This is a genomic window from Streptomyces sp. NPDC034049 (assembly GCF_055575575.1).
The window spans coordinates 64,902-86,811 of record NZ_JBVISJ010000004.1; the positions used below are offsets into that span (position 1 = coordinate 64,902).

General features: G+C 71.0%; 16 protein-coding genes. 8 read left to right on the forward strand and 8 right to left on the reverse strand.

The features are described 5' to 3' along the window. Positions 1–94: 94 nt before the first annotated feature. Together ACZ52C_RS13520 and ACZ52C_RS13525 are read left to right on the forward strand one after the other, a co-directional pair. On the forward strand, positions 95–1,774 hold the full coding sequence (locus tag ACZ52C_RS13520; protein WP_469074863.1) for an AMP-binding protein: 1,680 nt from the start codon (positions 95–97) through the stop codon (positions 1,772–1,774). After that, positions 1,771–3,354 (forward strand): AMP-binding protein, encoded by a 1,584-nt coding sequence (locus tag ACZ52C_RS13525; protein WP_469074864.1) that lies wholly within the window; start codon positions 1,771–1,773, stop codon positions 3,352–3,354. The genes ACZ52C_RS13520 and ACZ52C_RS13525 overlap by 4 nt, the downstream gene beginning before the upstream one ends. 72 nt (positions 3,355–3,426) lie before the next feature. Here the strand turns inward: ACZ52C_RS13525 and ACZ52C_RS13530 are convergent, their stop codons facing one another. Then, positions 3,427–4,131, reverse strand: a complete 705-nt coding sequence (locus ACZ52C_RS13530; protein WP_469074865.1) for a hypothetical protein — start codon at positions 4,129–4,131, stop codon at positions 3,427–3,429. 280 nt (positions 4,132–4,411) lie between these two features. On the opposite strand from ACZ52C_RS13530, the gene gcl reads away from it, so the two are divergent. Together gcl and ACZ52C_RS13540 are read left to right on the forward strand one after the other, a co-directional pair. Continuing rightward, positions 4,412–6,196 carry a glyoxylate carboligase gene (gene gcl / locus ACZ52C_RS13535; protein WP_469074866.1) on the forward strand — a complete coding sequence of 595 codons (1,785 nt, stop codon included), beginning with the start codon at positions 4,412–4,414 and terminating at the stop codon, positions 6,194–6,196. A gap of 148 nt (positions 6,197–6,344) precedes the next feature. Continuing rightward, the gene (locus ACZ52C_RS13540) at positions 6,345–7,586 is read left to right on the forward strand and encodes an aspartate kinase (RefSeq protein ID WP_469074867.1); all 1,242 of its coding nucleotides are present in this window, start codon (positions 6,345–6,347) and stop codon (positions 7,584–7,586) included. A 72-nt stretch (positions 7,587–7,658) separates the two neighbouring features. On the opposite strand, the gene ACZ52C_RS13545 is transcribed toward ACZ52C_RS13540, so the two are convergent. The 5 genes from ACZ52C_RS13545 to ACZ52C_RS13565 are packed head-to-tail and all read right to left on the reverse strand — an operon-like array spanning position 7,659 to position 13,006. Continuing rightward, on the reverse strand, positions 7,659–8,873 hold the full coding sequence (locus ACZ52C_RS13545) for an FAD-dependent monooxygenase (protein WP_469074868.1): 1,215 nt from the start codon (positions 8,871–8,873) through the stop codon (positions 7,659–7,661). A 23-nt stretch (positions 8,874–8,896) separates the two neighbouring features. After that, positions 8,897–10,201, reverse strand: a complete 1,305-nt coding sequence (locus ACZ52C_RS13550) for a phenylacetate--CoA ligase family protein (RefSeq protein WP_469074869.1) — start codon at positions 10,199–10,201, stop codon at positions 8,897–8,899. A gap of 5 nt (positions 10,202–10,206) precedes the next feature. Continuing rightward, positions 10,207–10,983 carry an amidohydrolase family protein gene (locus ACZ52C_RS13555; protein WP_469074870.1) on the reverse strand — a complete coding sequence of 259 codons (777 nt, stop codon included), beginning with the start codon at positions 10,981–10,983 and terminating at the stop codon, positions 10,207–10,209. 8 nt (positions 10,984–10,991) lie between these two features. Continuing rightward, complete coding sequence (gene griH / locus ACZ52C_RS13560) at positions 10,992–12,098, reverse strand: 3-amino-4-hydroxybenzoic acid synthase (RefSeq protein ID WP_469074871.1); 1,107 nt, start codon at positions 12,096–12,098, stop codon at positions 10,992–10,994. 59 nt (positions 12,099–12,157) lie between these two features. After that, on the reverse strand, positions 12,158–13,006 hold the full coding sequence (locus ACZ52C_RS13565) for a 2-amino-3,7-dideoxy-D-threo-hept-6-ulosonate synthase (RefSeq protein WP_469074872.1): 849 nt from the start codon (positions 13,004–13,006) through the stop codon (positions 12,158–12,160). Positions 13,007–13,453: 447 nt separating this feature from the next. Here ACZ52C_RS13565 and ACZ52C_RS13570 point away from each other — a divergent pair, with 447 nt between their 5' ends. Further along, the gene (locus tag ACZ52C_RS13570) at positions 13,454–16,276 is read left to right on the forward strand and encodes a helix-turn-helix transcriptional regulator (protein ID WP_469074873.1); all 2,823 of its coding nucleotides are present in this window, start codon (positions 13,454–13,456) and stop codon (positions 16,274–16,276) included. A 26-nt stretch (positions 16,277–16,302) separates the two neighbouring features. Here ACZ52C_RS13570 and ACZ52C_RS13575 read toward each other — a convergent pair whose 3' ends face one another. Continuing rightward, a complete protein-coding gene (locus tag ACZ52C_RS13575; protein ID WP_469074874.1) occupies positions 16,303–16,773 on the reverse strand; it encodes an AtaL-like protein in 471 nt (156 codons plus the stop codon). 305 nt (positions 16,774–17,078) lie between these two features. Here ACZ52C_RS13575 and ACZ52C_RS13580 point away from each other — a divergent pair, with 305 nt between their 5' ends. Continuing rightward, positions 17,079–18,686, forward strand: a complete 1,608-nt coding sequence (locus ACZ52C_RS13580) for an FAD-binding oxidoreductase (protein WP_469074875.1) — start codon at positions 17,079–17,081, stop codon at positions 18,684–18,686. Positions 18,687–18,758: 72 nt separating this feature from the next. Next, a complete protein-coding gene (locus tag ACZ52C_RS13585; protein WP_469074876.1) occupies positions 18,759–19,493 on the forward strand; it encodes an SDR family oxidoreductase in 735 nt (244 codons plus the stop codon). Positions 19,494–19,575: 82 nt separating this feature from the next. Here ACZ52C_RS13585 and ACZ52C_RS13590 read toward each other — a convergent pair whose 3' ends face one another. Further along, positions 19,576–20,058, reverse strand: a complete 483-nt coding sequence (locus tag ACZ52C_RS13590) for an SRPBCC family protein (RefSeq protein WP_469074877.1) — start codon at positions 20,056–20,058, stop codon at positions 19,576–19,578. A 275-nt stretch (positions 20,059–20,333) separates the two neighbouring features. On the opposite strand from ACZ52C_RS13590, the gene ACZ52C_RS13595 reads away from it, so the two are divergent. Continuing rightward, positions 20,334–21,815 (forward strand): MFS transporter, encoded by a 1,482-nt coding sequence (locus ACZ52C_RS13595; RefSeq protein ID WP_469074878.1) that lies wholly within the window; start codon positions 20,334–20,336, stop codon positions 21,813–21,815. Positions 21,816–21,910: the final 95 nt, after the last annotated feature.

Sequence of the window (21,910 nt, forward strand, 5' to 3'; positions counted from 1 at the left end):
CCCCTTCCGCGCGGCGCACCCCCGTTCGGGGGTAGTGAGACGTGTATCACGCATTACACGATGTCAGGCAACGGTCCGGCAATGAGGAGGACACATGTCGGCGAGGACGAGCGCCACGGACGAGTTCCGGGCGGCCCGGGACTTCTTGCTGGCCCATCGCGAGGACTACGCCACGGCCTACGAGGGTTTCCACTGGCCGCGTCCCGAGTACTTCAACTGGGCGCTCGACTGGTTCGACGTGATCGCACGTGGGAACGACCGCACGGCCCTGCACATCGTGGAGGAGGACGGCACCGAGACCCGGCTCTCCTTCGCCGAGATGTCCGAACGCTCCTCACGCGTGGCCAACTGGCTGCGGGACCGGGGCGTTCGCGCCGACGACCGCATCCTCGTGATGCTCGGCAATCAGGCGGAGCTGTGGGAGACCGCGCTCGCCGCGATGAAGCTGCGCGCCGTGGTCATCCCCGCGACCCCGCTGCTGGGCCCCGCCGATCTGCGGGACCGGGTCGAGCGCGGCCGGGTCCGGCATGTGATCGCGCGGGCCGAGGAGACGTCCAAGTTCGCCGACGTGCCCGGCCGTTACACCCGCACCGCGGTCGGCGGCACGGTCGAGGGCTGGCGGCCCTACGAACAGGCCTACGCCGCCCCCGCCCGCTTCGAGCCGAACGGCGCGACCAACGCCACCGACCCGCTGATGCTGTACTTCACCTCGGGCACCACCGCCCGGCCCAAGCTGGTCGAGCACACCCATGTGTCGTACCCCATAGGCCACTTGGCCACCATGTACTGGATCGGTCTGCGCCCCGGCGACGTCCATCTCAACATCTCCTCGCCCGGCTGGGCCAAGCACGCCTGGTCCAACCTCTTCGCGCCGTGGAACGCGGAGGCGACCGTCTTCATCCACAACTACGCCCGCTTCGACGCCGGTCGGCTGCTCGCGGAGATGGACCGCGCGCGTGTCACCACGTTCTGCGCCCCGCCCACCGTGTGGCGCATGCTCGTCCAGGCCGACCTGACCCGGCTGGGGGCCCCGCCCCGCGAGGTCGTCGCCGCCGGGGAGCCACTGAACCCCGAGGTCATCGAGCAGGTCCGCCGCGCCTGGGGCGTCACCGTCCGGGACGGCTTCGGCCAGACCGAGACCGCCGTGCAGGTCTCCAACAGCCCCGGCCAGAAGCTGAAGACCGGCTCCATGGGCCGGCCCGCCCCCGGCTACAAAGTCGTCCTGCTCGACCCGGTCTCGGGCGCCCCCGACGCCGACGAGGGCGAGATCGCCCTCGACCTCTCCAACCGCCCTGTCGGCCTCATGACCGGCTATCACGGCGACCCGGACCGTACGGCGGAGGCCATGGCCGGCGGCTACTACCGCACCGGCGACATCGGCTCCCGGGACGCGGAGGGCTACCTCACCTACGTCGGCCGCGCGGACGACGTGTTCAAGGCCAGCGACTACAAGATCAGCCCGTTCGAGCTGGAGAGCGCCCTGCTGGAGCACGAGGCGGTCGCCGAGGCGGCCGTGGTCCCCGCGCCGGACGAGGTGCGGCTCGCCGTGCCGAAGGCGTACATCGTGCTGGCCGCCGGCTGGGAGCCGGGCCCGGACACCGCGAAGGTGCTCTTCGAGCACTCCCGGACCGTCCTCGCCCCCTACAAGCGCCTGCGCCGCCTGGAGTTCGGAGACCTCCCGAAGACGGTCTCCGGCAAGATCCGCCGCATCGAGCTGCGTGAGGCCACGGCCGCGGGCTCGGACGCGGAGTACCGCGAGGAGGACTTCCGGTGAACTCATACACGCACGGGACGAGCGGGACCGCGCTGCTCGGCGACACCATCGGCGCCAACCTCGACCGGGCCGTCGCCGCCTGGCCCGACCGTGAGGCGCTGGTCGACGTGCCGTCCGGGCGGCGCTGGACGTACGCCCGATTCGCCGCGGACGTCGACCGGTTGGCGTACGCGCTGGTCGCGAGCGGCGTCGCCAAGGGCGACCGGGTGGGCATCTGGGCGGTCAACTGCCCCGAGTGGGTGCTCGTGCAGTACGCCACCGCCCGCATCGGCGCGATCATGGTGAACATCAACCCGGCCTACCGCACCCACGAGGTCGAGTACGTCCTCAAGCAGGCCGGGATCTCGTTCCTGTTCGCGTCCCCGCGCCACAAGACGAGCGACTACCGGGCGATGGTCGAGCAGGTGCGCGCCGGCTGCCCGCTGTTGAGGGAGACCGTCTACTTCGGCGACCCCGGCTGGGACGCGCTGGTCGCGCGCGGGACGCCGGTGCCGTACGAGGACCTGTCCTGCGACGACCCGATCAACATCCAGTACACCTCGGGCACCACCGGCTTCCCCAAGGGGGCGACCCTCTCCCACCACAACATCCTCAACAACGGTTATTTCGTGGGCGAGTTGCTCGGTTACGACGAGCAGGACCGGATCTGTGTGCCCGTGCCCTTCTACCACTGCTTCGGCATGGTGATGGGCAACCTCGCGGCCACCTCGCACGGCGCGTGCGTCGTCATCCCGGCCCCCTCCTTCGACCCGAAGGCCACCCTGGAGGCCGTCCAGCAGGAGCGCTGCACCTCCCTGTACGGCGTACCGACCATGTTCATCGCGGAGTTGAACCTCCCCGACTTCGCCGCGTTCGACCTGTCCTCCCTGCGCACCGGCATCATGGCGGGCTCGCCCTGCCCGGTGGAGGTGATGAAGCGGGTGGTCGCCGAGATGCACATGACGGAGGTCTCGATCTGTTACGGCATGACCGAGACCTCGCCCGTCTCCACCCAGACCCGGCGCGACGACGACCTGGCCCACCGCACCGGCACGGTCGGCCGCGTCCTGCCCCACATCGAGGTGAAGATCGTCGACCCGGCGACCGGGGCGACGCAACCGCGCGGCGTCGCGGGGGAGTTGTGCACCCGCGGCTACAGCGTGATGCTCGGCTACTGGGAGGAACCGGAGAAGACCGCCGAGGCCGTCGACGCGGGGCGGTGGATGCACACCGGGGACCTGGCGACCATGCGCGAGGACGGCTACGTCGAGATCGTCGGCCGGATCAAGGACATGATCATCCGGGGTGGCGAGAACATCTACCCGCGCGAGATCGAGGAGTTCCTGTACGGCCACCCGAAGATCGCCGACGTCCAGGTGGTGGGCGTGCCCCACGAGCGGTACGGCGAGGAGGTGCTCGCCTGCGTCATCCCGCGCGAGAGCGCCGAGCCGCCCACCCTGGAGGAGCTGCGGGCCTTCTGCGACGGGCGGTTGGCGCACTACAAGATCCCCAGCGCGCTGCGCATCCTGGACACCTTCCCGATGACGGTGTCGGGGAAGGTGCGGAAGGTGGAACTGCGGGAGCGTTACGCCGCCGGGTAGCCCGGCAGCCGGACAGCCCCGGCAACCGGACAGCCGTGGTGCCCGGCGCCGGTGAGCCGCGTGGATCGGCGGTCAGACCCTCGCGCCGGTGGCGACCAGGTCCGTCGCCGCGCGGTTCACCGGCTGCGGGGTGCCGGTGAGATCCAGGACGAACAAGGAGACGCCCAGGCCGTCGGCGCGGTCGCGGGCGTCGTTCGCGTACCCGGCGAGGGAGAAGTGGACGCAGTCGGTGGACTGCGTCATGGCGGTCAGCCACAGGCACTCGACGTCGCGCAGCGAGGCCGGGCGCACCGACGGGTCCACCTGCACCAGGACACCCCGCGCGGCCAGCCCGATCCCCGAGGGCTGGCGCTGGTCGGCGCGGCGGATGTCCTCGTAGCCCAGCCAGCGCAGATAGAGGGCGACGGCGGTGACCGCGTCGCGGGCCGTGCGGATGGTGACCGGCCGGAAGGCCGCCCGGGGGCCTGCGCTCGCCCCGGCCGGGCCCCCGGTGCCGCCCGGGCCCAGCGGCTGTAGGGAGCCGGCCACGGGCACGCGCAGCACGGTCCCGCAGGAGCAGCCCAACTCCGGGTGGGGCCACTGGTCGGCGCGACCGCAGTTCCCGCAGCGGACGGTGACCCAGTCCTCGTCCCAGGTGTGGTGGGTGACCGAGGTGGCGGCGGCGCGGTGGTTCAGGGCCGGGGCGACCGGGGCGCCGCACGCGCAGGGGTAGGCCGGAGCGACGTACCGGTGCTCCCGCCCGCAGTCCGGGCACCGCACCGCCATGCTCTCGCTCATGCTCCCCACCCCACCGCCGGGCCCCGTCGAAAACGCCTCCTCATCGTCCTCCAGACGGGGCCGCTCCGGCAGGGAAACACCTCGAGACGGCCCGGTGGATTCCCCGGACCCCGCCCTTGACGCTCCTCGACCCGCCCCCTACATTGCTTCCAGATAGCAGAAAAAGTTTTCCGCAATATGGAAACTGTGCAAGGTTCACCACCCACTGACGAGATCACGGAAGTGCTCACCGCGGGGCGCGACGGGAGCGCGAGTCCGGCAGCTGAAGCAGGAGTACGCAATGGCTCGTATGACCGCTGCCCGCGCGGCAGTCGAGATCCTCAGGCGTGAGGGCGTCCGAGACGCGTTCGGGGTCCCCGGCGCCGCGATCAACCCCTTCTACGCGGCCCTGAAAGCCGCGGGCGGCATCCAGCACACCCTCGCCCGGCACGTCGAGGGCGCCTCGCACATGGCCGAGGGGTACACCCGCACCCGGCCCGGGAACATCGGCGTCTGCGTCGGCACCTCCGGGCCCGCCGGCACCGACATGATCACCGGGCTCTACTCGGCCATCGGTGACTCGATCCCGATCCTCTGCGTCACGGGCCAGGCGCCGACGGCCGTGATCCACAAGGAGGACTTCCAGGCCGTCGACATCGCCGCCATCGCCAGGCCGGTCACGAAGATGGCCGTCACCGTCCTGGAGGCCGCGCAGGTCCCCGGCGTCTTCCAGCAGGCCTTCCACCTGATGCGCTCCGGCCGTCCCGGGCCCGTCCTCGTCGACCTGCCCATCGACGTCCAGCTCACCGAGATCGAGTTCGACCCCGACACCTACCAGCCGCTCCCGGTCTACAAGCCGGCCGCCACCCGCGCCCAGATCGAGAAGGCGATCGGGATGCTGAACGCGTCGGAGCGACCGCTGATCGTCGCCGGCGGCGGGATCATCAACGCCGACGCCTGTGAACTCCTCGTCGAATTCGCCGAGTCGACCGGTGTGCCGGTGGTCCCGACCCTCATGGGCTGGGGCGTCCTGCCCGACGACCACGAGCTGAACGCCGGCATGGTCGGCCTCCAGACCTCCCACCGCTACGGCAACGCCACCTTCCTGGAGTCCGACTTCGTCCTCGGCATCGGCAACCGCTGGGCCAACCGGCACACCGGGAAACTGGACGTCTACACCGCCGGACGCACCTTCGTCCACGTCGACGTCGAGCCCACCCAGATCGGCAGGATCTTCGCCCCCGACTACGGCATCGCCTCCGACGCCAAGGCCGCGCTTGAGCTGTTCGTCGCCGTGGCACGGGAGTTGAAGGCCGAGGGCCGGCTGCCGGACCGCTCGGCCTGGGCGGCCGACACACAGGACCGCAGGGCCCGCCTCCAGCGCCGTACGCACTTCGACGACATCCCGATCAAACCGCAGCGCGTCTACGAGGAGATGAACAAGGCGTTCGGGCCCGAGACCCGGTACGTCTCCACCATCGGTCTCTCCCAGATCGCCGGGGCCCAGATGCTGCACGTCCACCGCCCGCGCCACTGGATCAACTGCGGTCAGGCGGGCCCCCTGGGCTGGACCGTGCCGGCCGCGCTCGGCGTCGCCAAGGCCGACCCGGAGGCGTCCGTCGTCGCCCTCTCCGGCGACTACGACTTCCAGTTCATGATCGAGGAGTTGGCCGTCGGGGCGCAGCACCGCATCCCGTACGTCCACGTCCTGGTCAACAACGCCTATCTGGGCCTCATCCGCCAGGCCCAGCGCGCCTTCGACATCGACTTCCAGGTCAACCTGGAGTTCGAGAACGTCAACTCGCCCGAGCTGGGCGTCTACGGCGTCGACCACGTCAAGGTCGCCGAGGGCCTCGGCTGCAAGGCGATCCGGGTGACCGACCCGGCCGACCTGGCCGACGCCTTCGAACAGGCCAAGAAGCTCGCGGCGGAGCACCGGGTGCCGGTCGTCGTCGAGGCGATCCTGGAACGCGTCACCAACATCTCGATGTCCACGACGAACGACATCGGCGACGTGGTCGAGTTCGAGGAACTCGCGACGGAGCCGTGGCACGCGCCCACGTCGATCAGGGCGCTGCGGGGGTGAGACCGGCGCGGGCCGGGAATCCCGCTCCCACCGGCCGGCATCCCGCGAACGGGTGATGTCCCGGCCCTCCCGGCAAGGCAGGCTCCGAGAGGGCCGCAGCACCGAACCAGACCGCGCGGCCGGATCCGGGACGGGGGAGGGACCAGCCGTGGGCATCTTGGTGCAGAAGTACGGGGGGAGTTCGCTTGCCGGGACGGAGCGACTCCGCAGGATCTCCGAGCGGGTGGCGTCGACCCGCCATGCCGGCCGGCGCACCGTGGTCGTCGTCTCGGCCCGCGGAGACACCACCGACGAACTCCTGGCCCTGGTCGACGAGATCGGAGGGCGGGACGCGGCACGGCGGGCGCCGCGGGAGACCGACCAGTTGCTGGCGACGGGGGAGTACGCCTCGGCCGCGTTGCTGGCCCTGGCGCTGGAGCGGCTGGGTGTGCCGGCCGTCTCCCTCACCGGGCCGCAGGCCGGCATCCGGGCGGTGGGCCGCCACGGTGAGGGCATGATCGACACGATCGACACCGGGCGGGTGCGGAGCTGCCTGGACGAGGAGCGCGTGGTCGTCGTCGGGGGTTTCCAGGGGATCAACCACGTCGGTGACGTGGTCACCCTGGGCCGCGGTGGATCGGACACCACGGCCGTGGCGCTCGCCGCCGCTCTCGACGCGGGCGGCTGTGAGATCTACACGGACGTGGACGGCGTGTACACGGCCGATCCCCGTCTGGTGGAGGCGGCCCGCAAGCTCCCGTACGTGACCGCGGACGTCATGGTCGAGATGGCGTTCTCGGGGGCGAAGGTGCTGCACTCCAGGTCGGCGGAGCTGGCCGCGGCCAAGGGAGTCGATCTGCACGTCAGAAGCTCTTTGGTGGACAGGGAGGGGACCGTGGTGAGCCAGAGGGACACAGGGCTGCTGGAGACCGGGAGCGCGGTCAGCGCCATCACGTCGGACACGGACGTGGCGCGTGTTCTCGTGCACTGCAAGGGCAAGGGCGACCCGGTCTCCACGATCCTGGGCATCCTGGCCGGAAACGCGGTCCCGGTCGACCTCGTCGCCCGCTCCGGTCCGCAGGAGGAGGAGTTCCGGATGGGCTTCACCATTCGGAACAGCGATGTCGAGCGGATCAGGGAGCCGCTGGAGAGGGCCGTGGCCCCGCTGGGCGGCGGCATCCGGGTGGACACGGACGTCGCCAAGGTCTCCCTGGTCGGGATGGGCCTGCTGAACCGCCCGGAGTATCTGGCCCGTCTCACCATGGTGCTCTCCGGGGTGGGGATCGCCACCAGCTGGGTCTCCAGTTCGCAGCTGCGAGTCTCGGTGATCGTCCCCCGCCACCAGCACGTGGAGACCCTGAGGCTCCTGCACACGGAGTTCGGCCTCGCCGACACCGACAGCGACGGGTGACAGCGACGGGTGACAGCGACGGACGACGGCGCCGCGGCTCTCGGGCCGCGGCGCCGTCGTCCGTCCGGCGCGCTACTCCGCCAGGAGTGCCGACTCGGCGTCGTAGCCGTACAACCACTCCTGTTCGCGCAGGTTCTGGGCGCCGGCCAGGGCCTGGTCGCGCTCGCGCTGCCCCTGCCCGTCGGAGAGGTGGAAGGTGCGGGCGTTCACCCGGGACATCTGCTGAAGCCGGTCGGTGCGCGGTCGGCGCACCTGCTCGTAGCGCCTCAGCGCCTGCGGGACGCCGTCCCGCGTGGCCTCCCGCAGGCAGGCGGCGAGCACGACCGCGTCCTCGATCGACTGGTTGGCGCCCTGGGCCTGGAAGGGAAGCATGGGGTGCGCCGCGTCCCCCACCACCGCGATCCTGCCGGTGGACCAGTGCGGCAGCGGGTCGCGGTCGTGCAGGGCCCAGCGTCCCACCCTGTCGAGCGCCTTGAGGACGGTGAGCACCTCCTCGTCCCAGCCCTGGTACGTCTGCACGAGGTCCTCGACGCGGCCCTCGGCGGTCCATGACTCGACCGACCAGTCGCCGGCCGGGGCAGTGGCCCCGACACTGATCCATTCGCCGGCGCTCACCGGATAGCACACACAGTGCTGGTCCGGCCCCAGCCACAGCCGCACCTTCGGGTCCTCCACGAGGAACGGCAGGTGACGGCCCGGCACCAGCCCCCGGTAGATGGACTGCCCGGAGAACCTGGGCTCGTCCATGGCGAGGGCGTCACGCACCACCGAGTGGATGCCGTCGGCGCCGATCACCACGTCCGCCTCGTGCACCGAGCCGTCCTCGAAACGGAGCCGTACCGCGTCCGGCAGCTCCTCGACGCCCACACACCGACGGCCGATGTGCAGGTTGTTGTCGTCGATGCCGTACAGCAGCGCCTGGTGCAGGTCGGCGCGGTGCACCGTGTGGTACGGCGCCCCGTACAGCTCCTCGCAGGCGTCTCCGAGGTCGGTGCGGCCGAGCAGTCGGCCGTCGTCCCAGCGGCGCATCTCCACCGCGGACGGGCGCACTGCCACCGTGCTCAGCCGTCGTTCGAGACCGAGACGGTGCAGCAGACGGGTGGCGTTGGGCGCGATCTGCACGCCGGCGCCCACCTCGCGCAGGTTCTTCGTCTGTTCGAAGACCTCGCTGCGGATGCCGGCCCGCCCCAGGGCCAGGGCCACGGTGAGGCCGGCGATGCCGGCACCCACGATGGCGATGCGGCACTCGCCGTGGCCCCACGAGGGGGCTCTGCGACTCTGAATCATGATCACAACTCTCGACGAGCGTCTCAGTAGTAGAGGACGGCCTTGTTCCAGTCCTCGTCGGGACCGAACAGGCTTCGCGGCTTGACGACATCGGGCATGCCCGTGAGCACGTCCCGCGGAACCAGGCCGCCCGGCGCGACCCCTTCGACCCGGCACTCCACGCCCAGCTCCCGCCGTACCGCCGCCGCGAGTTCGCCGCAGGCCGCGGCCTCGTGCGCGGCCTCGACCTCGACCTCGACGCGCAGGTGGCCGGAGGCGGTCTGCGCCCGCCAGAACAGCACGCCGTACGTGTCCGGCAGCCGGTACACGAGGTCCTCCAGCCGGTGCTGGGTGACCAGGGTGTCGCCGATCCGGTGTCCGTAGACATCCCGCCCGAGGACGGTGACGGTGGGCAGCACCCAGCCGCACGGACACGGGTCGTAGGACACCTCGACCGCGTCCTCCAGGTTGTAGCGCAGCAGCGGCATGGCCTCCCGGTAGAGCGGCGTCACGACGAGCTGCCCGGTGCCTTCCGTGCCGATCTCCCCGGTCCGCGGGTCCCGTACCTCGAACAGGACGCGGTCGGCCCACAGATGCAGTCGGCCCTCGGAGCACTCGCCGGCCAGGCTCCCCGTCTCGGTGGACCCGTACTCCTCCACCACCGGCACCCCCCACACCCGGCTGATCCGGGCCCGCCGGGCCGGGCTGAGCGGCTCGCCGCCGACGAAGAGCGCGCGCAGCGCCGGGAAGTCCTCGTCGGGCCGGAGCCCCACGGCCCGGGCCGCGGCGGCCCACAGCAGGCACTCGGTGGGCATCGACCAGGTCAGCGTGACGTCGAGGTCGTGCAGCGCCCTGACGACCCGTGAGTACGGCATGGCCAGTGAGCGGTTGTCGCCCGGCACCACCGTCGCACCGTGCGACCGCCCCGCCGCGTGCGCCAGATGCCCGGTGAGCAGCATGGCGTAGGGGGTGCGTACCAGCAGGGTGTCCGACGCGCCGATGCCGACCCGCTTGCGGGCGAAGCGCTCGGCGAGGTCGACCCAGTCGTCCTCGGTGTAGTAGGACGGCGTCGGCCGGCCGGTGGAACCACTGGACTCGTGGTACGTCGCCAGTTCGCTCTTCGCGACGCCCAGCATGCCGAACGGGTAGTTGTCGCGCAGGTCGGTCTTGGTGGTGGTGGGCAGCCCGCGGAAGCCGGCGGGATCGTCCGGTATTCCGTCCGGCCCCAGTCGGGTTCGGTAGAAGGGCGACTTGGCGGCCCGCGCCAGGACCTGGGGCAGCACCGCCCGCTGTCGCGCCGCGAGTTCGTCGTAGGTGGCCCAGTCCCCGATACGGGGCAGCTTGTCCATCGTCGTCACTCCGTTCCCTCCAGTCCGAGAAGACGGCTTGCGTTGCTCCACGCGATCTTCTGCCAGTCGTCGTCACCGATCCCCAGGCGGCGGAGCTTGGTCAGCTCCACCTCCGGATGCTGGAGCGGGGCCTCGGAGCCGAAGAGCACCCGGTCCGCGCCCAGTTGCTCCACCGCGGCGCGGGCCACGCAGGTGTAGCCGCCCGATGTCTCCAGCAGCATGTTCGGCAGCGGAGCGATCGACTCGACCGCGTACAGGTCGATGTTCCCGATGCCGGCGTGCCCGAGGACGAAGGTGACCTCGGGGTGGCGAGCGGCGAGCGTCACCAGGTCGGCGACCCTGCTGCCCGGACGTTCCAGACACACGGTGTAGACGCCGTGCCCGACGTCCCGGGCCACCTCGACGAGGCCGGCGGTGCGCGGGTCGTCCAGCGCGACTCCGTGCACCGCCGGGGAGATCTCCACACCGCGGAAGTCCGCCGCCGCCCGGCGGTAGTGCTCCGGTGGCCGGTGCGGGTTGGCGAAGTAGAAGGGGATCAGCCGGCCGTCGGAGGCGGCGCAGGCCCGCAGCACCGCCTCGTTGTCCGCGTCGGACTCGATGTGCCCGCCCTCCACCAGGAACCGGGAGAGCTGTGCGAGCGGCATGGTGCCGCCCGCACAGACCACCGCACGGCCGATGCCGCACTCGTCCATGGTGGCGAGCAGACGGTCCGGTGCCCCGGGCACCGGCGCGAGCCGGACGTGGAAGTCCAGCACCTCTCGTCCGTCCGTCGCCACCGCCATGGCAGGACTCACTTCTCGAGGCAGAACTCGTCGATGGGGTAACCGACGTGCCGGTCCTCGGTCGGCAGGTAGCCCAGCACCTTGTCACCGGGCTTGAGTTCGGTGCTGTTGAGGACGACGCCGCCGGGGCCGAGCACCCGCACGTGCCAGTCGTCCTGGAGGATGAGGTTCACCCGGCGGCCGTTCGGCGCGACCGCGTCGATGGAGATGAGGGGACGGGACTCGATCTTGACCCGGCCGACCGTCACCATCCGGGTCCGGCCCTTGATGTCGACGGCCATCACCTTGCTGCCCGCCTTGAGTTCGCTGAGGTAGCTGGTGCGCTCGTCCTTGGACAGGGTGTAGGAGTGGATGGCGCCCGCGTTGACGCGGAACGGCCGGGTCGGCATGTAGGGCAGCGGATGGGTCTCGCTGACGCACAGGATCATGCCCTTGGAGTGCGAGCCGACCAGGATGCCCTCGTCCTCGCGGAAGTAGGTGCAGGTGTCCACGCAGGCACGCTCACCCATGCCGATGTGCGCGGTCTCCACCACCTCGAGCTCCGTCAGAGCGAGGTCGGGGACGTCGGCCTGCGCCGCGGCCTTCAGCTTGGCCGCCTCTCCGACCGCCTTCGGCGCCATCATCACGCCGTCCGAGCCGTGCTCCAGCACACCGAAGATGATCTCCGCCTCCTCGACGTCCTGGGCGACGGTGACCAGGCTGCCGGTCGCGCGGGCGGCCGCGGCGATGACGATCTCCAGCGGGATCTTGGTGGGGTCCCGGAAGAGCAACAGGCTCCACCGCTCGGTACGCGCCGACTCGCAGGCGTCCTCCAGGGTCGGCGCGTCGATGATCTCCACGAACCGGCCGAACTCCACACCGGGGTGCTTGATGGCCAGTTCGGCCGGGGTCACACCATGACGGGCGGGGTCCACCACGACCACCGACGCGTCGCCGAAGTCGTCCGGCAGGTCCTTGCCCTGCGGGAAGAGGATCTTGGTGACCGTGGGGGGCAGATCCGCCAGATCCTTGGTGTCGTCCGCGACGATGCCCTCGACGCGGTGGTGCAGGGCTTCCTGAAGGATCGCCTCCTTGGCCTCGGCGAGGCCCCGGACGTCCAGCCAGCTGATCTTCATGTTCCGTACTCCCGTAGAGGTAGGGGTGGTGGAGGGGCGACAGATGTCGGGGCGGTGGCTCAGCCGGCGAGGGGCTGCAACTGCCCCGGGTGCGAGCCCTGGGTGGAGTGCCGGTCGCCGAAAGGGCGGTCGTGGACCTTGTGCAGGCGCTGCGCGATCTCCCGTGTCATCGCGCCCGGATCGGCGGACTGGAAGATGTTGCGGCCCATCGCGAAGCCGCTGACACCGCCGCGCAGCGCCTCGTCCACATAGGCGAGCACGTCGGGCACGGTGGTCTTGCGCGGTCCGCCCGCCACGATGACCGGAATGGCGGCGTCCTTGACCACGTCCGCCATCTCGTCCGGTGAGCCCACGTACGGCGTCTTGACGATGTCGGCGCCCAGCTCGGCGGCCACGGTGATGGCGTGTTTCACGAGGGCGGGTTGCCGCGGATCGGAGACCTTCGGCCCTCTGGGGTAGATCATCGCCAGCAGCGGGACGTTCAACCGGTCGCAGAGGTCCGACACCCGGCCGAGGTCCGCGATCTGCTGCTGCTCCTCGGCCGAACCGAGGTTGACGTGGACGCTGACCCCGTCGGCGCCGTACCGCAGGGCCTCGTCGACACCGCTCACGAGGTACTTGGCGTCCGGGTCCGGGGCGTGCATCGTGCTCGCGCTCAGATGGACGATCAGCGAGGTCCGCGAGAACCGGGCCGGATCCACATGACGCAGTCCGCCCTTGTGCAGGACCACCGCGTCGGCGCCGTTGTCGGCCAGTTGACCGACCAGCGTGTCGAGTCCGCCGTCACGCGTGATGATCGGCCCGTCACTGATGGGGTGGTCCAGCGGCACGACGAGCAGCCTGTCGCCGTCGCCGCCGTACAGACGCCTCAGCCGGAGTCTGCGGCCGAATGAAAGATTCGTGAACATCACACATCCCCTCCCTGCGGATGTCGAGCAGGGAACCCCCGTAGTTCCTGGGTCCGCGTCACTCGGGTTTGCCGTGTCCCTTATGACGAGAATCTTTCGCCGACCGGCCGTGGTGTGACATCGCTCGTTCACGTGATCCAGGCGCGGCGCGCCACGCGACATTCGGGCAGGGCGACGCACGCGGACCGAGTGTCCCGAGAAGTCCCGTGTGCGCGCGGTCCGTTGGGTCACGTGGGGGGAATCCAGGGGTGCTACATGCATGACGCACATATGTGCCACCGGGGTCGATAATTTCAGCCATGATCGAGCGGGGTCTCACGAGAAATGCCAGCTCGCGGAACGTTCCGCAGCCGTTACGGTGGGCATCGAAAGCATGTGCCGATGACGAGCCGAGCCGGGAGACACGGGCCGTCGTCGGTCGATCGCCACGGGGGGACGAGACAGAGCATGGTTGTGAAGAACGCGGGTCCAGCCGTCGGTCGGGACACCGAACTGGGCTTACTGCGCGACGCGTTGCGGGCGACGGCGTCGGGCAGTGGCCGGTGTCTCGTGGTGGAGGGACCACCCGGCATCGGCAAGAGCCGACTGCTGCAGGAAGCGGCCCGTGAGGCGGAGCGACTGGGGATGACCTTCGCGCTGGGCCGCGCCACCGAACTCGACCGGGTGGCGCCGCTCGCGGTCCTGCTGTCCGCGCTGCGGGACAGCGCGCCGCCGGTCGTGGACCGGGCGGACATGGCGGCGCTCCGGGGCCTCGGCAGCCAGGAGGCCGACCGCTTCTGGCTGGTCAGCCGGCTGGGCGACCTCATCGAGGAGCACGCCCGCACCCGCCCGCTCGTCATCGCCCTGGACGACGCCCAGTCCATGGACGAACTCACGGCGTTCACCCTGCAGATCCTGGTGCCCAGGCTGCGCGCCTGCCCGGTGCAGTGGCTGCTGGCGCGGCGCTCGCCGTCGGTCCAGTCGTCGCGCTACGACGTGGTCGGCCGGCTCCTCCAGGACGGTGCCGAACACGTCGTCCTCGGACGGCTCGGCCCCGACGCCGTCGTGCAGCTCTGTTCGCACGTGCTCGGTGCCGAACCGAGCCCCGCCCTGGCGGCGCTCGCCGCGCGCAGCGACGGCAACCCCTTCCTGCTGGAGCAGTTGCTCAAGGCACTGGGGGACGACGACCGGCTGCTGCGGGTGGCCGACATGGTCGAGGTCGTGGGGGACGACGTCCTGCCCGACGACTTCCTGAGCGCCGTGGACTACCAGCTGCACCACCTGTCCGCACCGACACGGCGGCTTCTGGAGGCCGGTTCGGTCTTCGGCCGCCCGTTCCTGCCGAGCGAGGCGGCCGGTCTGCTCGGCGAGCGCGGCGTCGCCCTGCTCCCGCAGGTCGAGGAGGCGGTGGAGGCGCATGTGCTGGTCGACGACGGCACGGCGCTCGCCTTCCGGCACGACCTCATCCGGGAAGCGGTCTACGACTCCCTCACCGGATCGGTCCGGCGGATCCTGCACCAGGAGGCCGCCACCGTCCTGGAGGCCGCGGGCAGCCCCCGGGCCGAGACCGCGCTGCACCTGATCCGAGGCGCCTGCCGCGACAACCCGCACACCATCGACGTGCTCTGCGCGGCGGCGGACGAGGTGGCCTCCACCTCGCCCAGCACGGCCGCCGACCTGATTCTGGAAGCGCTCGGCCTGCTGCCCGCCGACGACCCCGAGGCGTCGGGCCTGATCGCGCGGGCGGTGAGTCTGCTGGCTTCGTCCGGCCGCATCATCGAGGCCCGTGACCTCGGCGCGGAGGCGCTGCACCGCAACATCAGCCGCGTACAGGAGGCCTCGGTGTACGTCGGGCTGGCCGAGGCGCTGAAGCACGCCGGCCAGGACGCGATGGCGGTCGAGTACACCCGCCGCGCCCTGACCCAGCAGGGGATCGCGGATCCGGTCCGGGGCCGGCTCCTCGCGGTCCAGTCGCACGCTCTGCTCAACGGCGACGACGTGAGAGGCGCGGAGGCCTCCGCGATCGAGGCGATGGCGGTCGGTGAGCCGGACACCGTGGTGTACGCGGGCGCGGCTCTCAGCGTCGCCGCGCGCATCCTGGGCCGGGTCGACGAGGCGGTCTCCCTCGCCTCGGAGGCCGTGCAGCTCGCCGACGACACAGGCGGCGACGCACGGCACCGGCATCCCCGGCTGTGGCTGGGCCGGGCGCTGGTCGCCGCCGACCGCTTCGGCGAGGCCGACGCCGTCCTGGAGCTGGGGGAGAACGACACCCGGGCGCTGGGATCCGCCTGGTCACTTCCCCTGTGGCACTACGGCCGGGCCGAACTGCGGCTCATGGCGGGCCAGTTGAGTGACGCGCAGGCCGAGGCCGTGGCCGGGAAGGCGGTGGCCGAACAGCTCAGCGCGCTGGCCATCGTTCCGTCCCTCCTCACGATTCTCGGCCAGGTGGCGATCCACCGGGACGAACTGGTGCGCGCCCGCAGGCTGTTCACGGAGGCCCACCGCATGGCCGAGTCCGGCTACGGGGTCGTGCCGGAGGACATCGCCTGGCTCCAGGCCCAGTTGGCGTACGCCGAGGGCGACCCCCAGGCCGCGGTGACGGCTCTGTCGGGGGTGTACGAAAGACTCGACGAGCGCCCCCTGCTGCTGACCCAGGTCGCGTGGGCGGCGCCCGCCCTGGTGCGCTTCGCGCTCGACGCGGGGGCGTCGGAGGAGGCCCGGCACGCGGCGGCCGTCGCCCGGAAGCTGGCCGACGGCACCCCAAAGACCCTCTCGCTCGCGGCCGCCGCCCACCATGCCGAAGGGCTCCTCACCGATGACGTGGCGATGCTGCACGCGGCGCTGGACGCCTACCGTGCCAGCCCCCGCCATCTGGCGCGGGCCATCGCCCTGGAGGACGCCGCGCACGCCGAGACCCGGGCGGGTCGCCGGGGCTGCGCGGTGGCCCTGCTGGAGGAGGCCCTCGGACGGTTCACCGACTGCGGCGCCACCCGGTCCATCGCACGGGTCCAGCGGGCCCTGCGCGGTCTGGGCGTACGCCGCAAGAAGTGGCAGTCGGTGCAGCGGGCGCAGACGGGCTGGGACAGCCTCACCGGCGCCGAGCTGCGCGTGGTGCGTCTGGTCGCCGAAGGGCTGACCAACCGGGCCGCCGCCGAGCGGCTGTTCCTGTCGCCGCACACGGTGGACACGCATCTGCGGCATGCCTTCGCCAAGCTGGGTGTCTCCAGCCGGGTGGAGCTGGCACGGCAGGCGATGCTGCACGACGCGGGCGGCGAACGGACCACCGCCTGACGCGCCGGGCGTGACCGCCCCGGCGGTCACGCCCCCGGCCCGCCCCGCAGGCGGACGATGGTGTCGACGATGGGCTGCACGATCCCGCCGAAGTAGCGTGCGGTCGACTCCACGAAGGAGTCGTCGCTCTCGCCCTTGGCCTTCCCCTCCGCCGAGAGCACCACCCTGATCGTGAGCGTGGTCGTCCCCTGCTCGTCCCGCCCGATCTCGTTGTGGATCTCGGCGAGGTACGGGTCGTCGACCTGGTGGAAGACCATGAGCCGGCGGTCGTGGAAGACGACCCGCTCACGGGCCTTGGCCCGGTCCGCCACCGTGATCTCCCGCAGCAGCCCGTCCTTGTGACGCTCCAGCACCCGGCACGCGGTGATGCCGGCGATGAACGGCACGGGATTCTCCGCCTTGAGCAGCAGGCCCTGCCAGACCTCCTCGGGATCCAGTTGCCGTTTTCCCTCCTCGTCCTCTCCGACGACCGGAAGGGTCCAGCTCAGCACGGACATGGGTGTTCGCCTCCTGTGGTCCGGCGGTGCGGCGGACGCGATACGCCGTACGCCGCGCGTCTCGGCCGTACCCGCCGACAGGCAGCATCTCCCGCACGTCGCGCGGGGGCATCCCCGGTTCTCGTGAGCTTTTCCCGGCGTCGCGACCCCCGTACTCCGGCCGGAGCGCCCGAGGATCACGTGATGACGCGATGTGGCGGACGAGGCGTGGTTGACAGGCTGGTGATCCCGCCGCAGGGGCCGGTCGCAGCACGGGTCCCGAGCCGTCCACGGGCAGGCGGGACCGATATTCGATGGGGGAGAAGATGAGTGGGATATCGCGTCGAAGATTCCTGGTGACCTCGGCGGCGGCGGGGACCGTCGTCGGCGGTGCCACCACGGCTGTCGCGGCCACCGCGGAGACGCGCGAGGCGGCCGCCTACGGTCCGTTCAACGTCACACCGGCGGACCAGCAGTACGGGGACCTGGTCCGCGGATTCAACCAGCGGTGGGTCGGCAAGCCCGACTCCGTCCGGATCGTCAGCTCGGCCAGTCAGGTGCTGACCGCCGTTCAGGAGGCCGTCACCGCCGGCAAGAGGATCGCCGTACGCAGTGGCGGGCACTGCTACGAGCCCTGGGTCAGCGACGGCATCAAGGTCGTCATCGACATGTCCCAGATGAACCAGGTGTACTTCGATTCCTCCCGGCAGGCGTTCGCCGTGGAGGCGGGCGCCACGATGGTGCAGATGTACAAGGCCCTCTACAAGGGCTGGGGGATCGTCCTGCCCGGCGGCACCTGCCCCTCGGTCGGGGCCGGCGGGCACGTGGCGGGCGGCGGCTACGGAGCGCTCTCCCGGCGGCACGGACTCATCGTCGACCACCTGTACGCGGTCGAGGTGGTCGTGGTGGACTCCGGCGGCAAGGCCCGGCTGGTCACGGCCACCAGGGATGCCTCGGACCCCAACCGGGACCTGTGGTGGGCGCACACCGGCGGTGGCGGCGGCAACTTCGGTGTGGTCACCCGCTATCTGTTCCGGTCCCCGAACGCCACCGGCTCCACCCCCGAGAGCCTGCTGCCCAAGCCGCCGGCCTCGCTGCTGGTCAACTCCGTCTCCTGGTCCTGGGCCGATCTGACGGAGGACTCGTTCGGCCGGATCCTGAAGAACTACGGCACCTGGTGCGAGCAGAACAGCTCCGCGTCCTCCGCCTACGCCGGACTGTTCAGCCAGCTGAAGCCCGGCCCCAAGGCCGCGGGGTCCTTCTCCATGACGACGGAGATCGACGCGACCGCGTCCGGTGCCGACCGACTGCTCGACGACTTCCTCGCGGCCGTGAACCAGGGCACGGGGGTCTCCTTCCGGGTCGACGAACGCCGGACCCTGCCATGGCTGCACGGCGTCGAGTGGCCCGGCTTCACCGGCGGCGGCGACCCCACCAACCGCTTCAAGGGCAAGTCCGCCTACATGCGCAAGACCTTCACGGACGCCCATGTCGCCGCGTTCTACAAGCATCTGACGCGCCCCGACTACCCGTACCCGGGGGCGCTGGTGCTGATCAGTTCGTACGGCGGCCGGGTCAACTCCGTCTCCCCGACCGCGACCGCGGTGTCCCAGCGGGACTCCGTCATGAAGCTGATGTACGTCAACTTCTGGCGGGACGCCGCGCAGGACTCCTGGCACGAGGCGTGGATCCGCGAGTTCTACCGCGACGTGTACGCGGGCACCGGCGGTGTGCCCGTGTCGAACGCCGTCACCGACGGCTGCTTCGTCAACTACGCCGACGGAGACCTCTCCGACCCGGCGTGGAACACGTCGGGCGTGCCCTGGCACGACCTCTACTACGGCGTCAACTTCCCACGGCTGCAACAGGCCAAGGCCAAGTGGGACCCCAAGAACGTCTTCCGGCACGCCCAGTCCGTACCACTGCCGGGCTGAACCGGGCGCGTGCGCGGAAGCACCGTCACCACCTGTCATCCGCTCTGACCAACTGGCAAGGAGTCAACAGAGATGAGTCTCAACGGCAAGGTCGCCATCGTCACCGGCGCGTCGCGGGGCATCGGCCGTGCGACGGCCGAGCGTCTCGGCCGCGAGGGTGCCGCCGTCGTCGTCAACTACCAGAACAACGCCGAGGCTGCCGAGGAGACGGTGAAGGCCATCACCGGAGCCGGCGGCAAGGCCGTCGCCGTCCGGGCCGACGTGTCCGTCGCCGCCGATGTGGCCGCTCTGTACGACACCGCCGTCAAGGAGTTCGGTGGCGTCGACATCGTCGTCAACAACGCCGCGACCGTGGCCGCCGCACCGGTGGAGTACATCAGCGAGGAGGACTTCGACCGGCTGGTCGCGACCAACCTCAAGAGCGTCTTCCTCTCCCACCAGCAGGCCACCAAGCACCTGAGGGACGGCGGCCGGGTCGTCAACCTCTCCGCCGGGCTGCCGGCGGGGGCCATCGCCTTCCTCGGCGCCTACGGTGCCACCAAGGTGGGCGTCGAGGTCCTCACCCGCTCCCTCGCCCACGCCCTGGGCGAGCGCGGCATCACCGTCAACGCCGTGGCCCCGGGCCCGACCGACACCGACATGCTCGCCCCCGAGGCGCGGGCCAACCTCGACACCCTGATCGCCCAGACCCCGCTGCGCAAGCTCGGGCAGCCGGGCGACATCGCCGACGTCGTCGCCTTCCTCGCCGGTGAGGACGGGCGCTGGCTCACCGGCCAGACCATCCACGCCAACGGCGGCTTCGCGTAACCACCGCGCCGAAAACGCGGGAATGCCGCGGTCCCGGGCCCCTCACAGGCCCGGCACCGCGGCATTCCCGCATGCCCGCCTCTCAGGCCGCGGTCACCGCACGGGCCGCCGTCAGCCGCACGGTGTTCACCGTGGCGGCCGCCGTGTCGTAGAACAACAGGTCGTTCTCCGCGATGAAACCGGCCTCGCGCCGACTCCGCTCCACACCCGCGGCGGACAGCGTGGCGGTGAACGTGAAGGTGAGAAAGCCCTCCGGGTCCACGCCGATCTCGTTGGTGATCTCGGTCAGCAGCGGGTTGTCCAGCTGGGTGAAGACGATGCGCTGCTTCGGCTCCAGAGTCACCCGCTCCCGCAGCAGCACCGAATGGTCGCCGCGCAGCGCGATACGCCGCACGAAGCCGCCCTCGAACTCCTCCAGCACCTCCGCGAAACTGATCGACGGCACGTACGAGACCGGGTTGGCCGCCTTGTGCACCAGGCTCTCCCAGAGCTGGTCACGGTCGATCTCCGGGTACTGGGGAAGGCTCGGGTCGTTGACGGGCAGCGTGTACTTGAAGATGATCACGGGTCGGCCTTTCGCGCGTTCCGACGGCAAAGGGGCTTGCCTTTCGCCGCAGCATGGCGCCCGGGCCCGGGTCCGGACATCACAGTTTCACGCGATCTGCCGCGCCCGCCTCCCGACCGCCCAAGTGCCCCGGGCGTCACGAAGGATGGCGTGAAGACGTGATGCCCGAGGGCCCGCGTCTGTCGACGATTGATCAGTGTGACCGCGCCGCTGCTCAGGTCGCAGCGGGCCGAAGCCGGCACCGACCCCGACGACACGACGAATGGGACACCTTCATGACCAACGACATCACGCCGAGCCGGAGCGGGGCCGTCGACGCCGGCTCCCCGGCGTCGGGGACGGCCGCGAAGGCCGGCGGCCGCGGTCCCTGGGCGATGTTCTCGGTGCTGGCGCTGATCGAGTTCATGTCGGTGATGGACGCCTCGGTGGTGAACATCGCGCTGCCCGCCATCAGGGACGACCTTGGCTTCTCGGCCACCGGCCTGGCCTGGGTCGTCGACGCCTATCTGCTCGGCTTCGCCGGCTTCCTGCTGCTCGCGGGCCGCGCCGCCGACGTCGTCGGCCGGCGGCGGCTCTTCACCGCGGGCGTGGCCCTCTTCACGCTCGCCTCGCTTGGCTGCGGGCTCGCCGCCGACGACTGGCAGTTGGTCGTCGCCAGGCTGCTGCAGGGACTGGGCGCGGCGCTGGTCACCCCGGCGGCCCTCGCGCTGATCACGGACATCTTCCCGGAGGGGCCGGACCGCAACAAGGCGCTCGGCCTCTTCATGGGCATGGGCGGCGTCGCCGCGCCGGTCGGTCTGGTGCTCGGCGGGCTGCTCACCACGGCCGGCTGGGAGTGGATCTTCATCATCAACGTCCCCATCGGCATCGGCATCCTCCTGGCCGCCCTGCGGCTGCTGCCGGCCACCGGCCCCCAGACCGACGCCCGGCTCGACGTGATCGGCGCGGTCACCGCCACCGGCGGTCTGCTGCTGCTCATCTTCGCCATCGCCCGCGGCGGTGCCGAGGGATGGGGCTCGGCCGCGACACTGGCCGGCTTCGCCGGTGCCGCGGCGCTGCTCGTCGGGTTCGTCGTCCGCCAGCGCACCGCCGCCGACCCGGTCCTGCCGTCCGTGCTGCTGCGCATGCGTCCGCTGGTGGTCGGCAACGTGACCTTCGCCCTGGTCGGCACCCTGCTGATCTCCACGTTCTTCGTCATCACGATCTATCTGCAGCAGGTGCGCGGTTACGAACCCGCGAAGGCGGGCCTGTCCTACGTGCCCATCCCGCTGGCGATGCTGGCCGGCACGCAGGTGGCCCCGCGAGTGCTGCGGTTCGGTCCGCAGAACGTCCTCATGGGCGGTGTCCTCGTCCAGGCCCTGGCGCTCGCCGCGTGGGCGACGGTGATCGACGTCGACGCCGGTTACGTCACCGGCTTCCTGCTGCCCGCCGTGCTGTGGTCCTTCGGCCTCGGGGTGTCCATCGTCTCGTCCTTCGTGGTGTGCACGATGGGGCTCACCGGCCCGATCGCCGGTGCGGGCTCGGGGCTGGCGACCACCACGTACCAGGCGGGCGGGGCGATCGGCCTGGCCGGACTCGTCGCGATCGCCGACGCGCGCACCCACGCGGTCGCGGACTCCCGGGAACCGCTGGAGGCCCTCGTGTCCGGCTACCAGTTCGCCCTGTGGTGCTCCGTGGCCGTGGCCCTGGTCGCCGCCCTGCTCACCCGCTTCATCCGCTTCGACGCTCAGCCGGACGCCGGGGCCCAGCCCTCGTAGCGACCGGGGACCGGGGCCCGGACCGTGACCGACGACGCGGTGCCCCGATCCCGTCACCCCGCTGCCTTCTCGCGTGCCGATCTCACAGGAGCATC

Excerpts from the sequence above, each read along its gene's own strand:
- ACZ52C_RS13565 (WP_469074872.1), bottom strand. The coding sequence starts at position 13,006 with ATGTTCACGAATCTTTCATTCGGCCGCAGACTCCGGCTGAGGCGTCTG.
- ACZ52C_RS13570 (WP_469074873.1), top strand. The coding sequence starts at position 13,454 with ATGGTTGTGAAGAACGCGGGTCCAGCCGTCGGTCGGGACACCGAACTG.
- ACZ52C_RS13580 (WP_469074875.1), top strand. The coding sequence starts at position 17,079 with ATGAGTGGGATATCGCGTCGAAGATTCCTGGTGACCTCGGCGGCGGCG.
- ACZ52C_RS13575 (WP_469074874.1), bottom strand. The coding sequence starts at position 16,773 with ATGTCCGTGCTGAGCTGGACCCTTCCGGTCGTCGGAGAGGACGAGGAG.
- ACZ52C_RS13555 (WP_469074870.1), bottom strand. The coding sequence starts at position 10,983 with ATGGCGGTGGCGACGGACGGACGAGAGGTGCTGGACTTCCACGTCCGG.
- ACZ52C_RS13520 (WP_469074863.1), top strand. The coding sequence starts at position 95 with ATGTCGGCGAGGACGAGCGCCACGGACGAGTTCCGGGCGGCCCGGGAC.
- ACZ52C_RS13585 (WP_469074876.1), top strand. The coding sequence starts at position 18,759 with ATGAGTCTCAACGGCAAGGTCGCCATCGTCACCGGCGCGTCGCGGGGC.
- griH (WP_469074871.1), bottom strand. The coding sequence starts at position 12,098 with ATGAAGATCAGCTGGCTGGACGTCCGGGGCCTCGCCGAGGCCAAGGAG.
- ACZ52C_RS13530 (WP_469074865.1), bottom strand. The coding sequence starts at position 4,131 with ATGAGCGAGAGCATGGCGGTGCGGTGCCCGGACTGCGGGCGGGAGCAC.
- gcl (WP_469074866.1), top strand. The coding sequence starts at position 4,412 with ATGGCTCGTATGACCGCTGCCCGCGCGGCAGTCGAGATCCTCAGGCGT.
- ACZ52C_RS13545 (WP_469074868.1), bottom strand. The coding sequence starts at position 8,873 with ATGATTCAGAGTCGCAGAGCCCCCTCGTGGGGCCACGGCGAGTGCCGC.
- ACZ52C_RS13595 (WP_469074878.1), top strand. The coding sequence starts at position 20,334 with ATGACCAACGACATCACGCCGAGCCGGAGCGGGGCCGTCGACGCCGGC.
- ACZ52C_RS13550 (WP_469074869.1), bottom strand. The coding sequence starts at position 10,201 with ATGGACAAGCTGCCCCGTATCGGGGACTGGGCCACCTACGACGAACTC.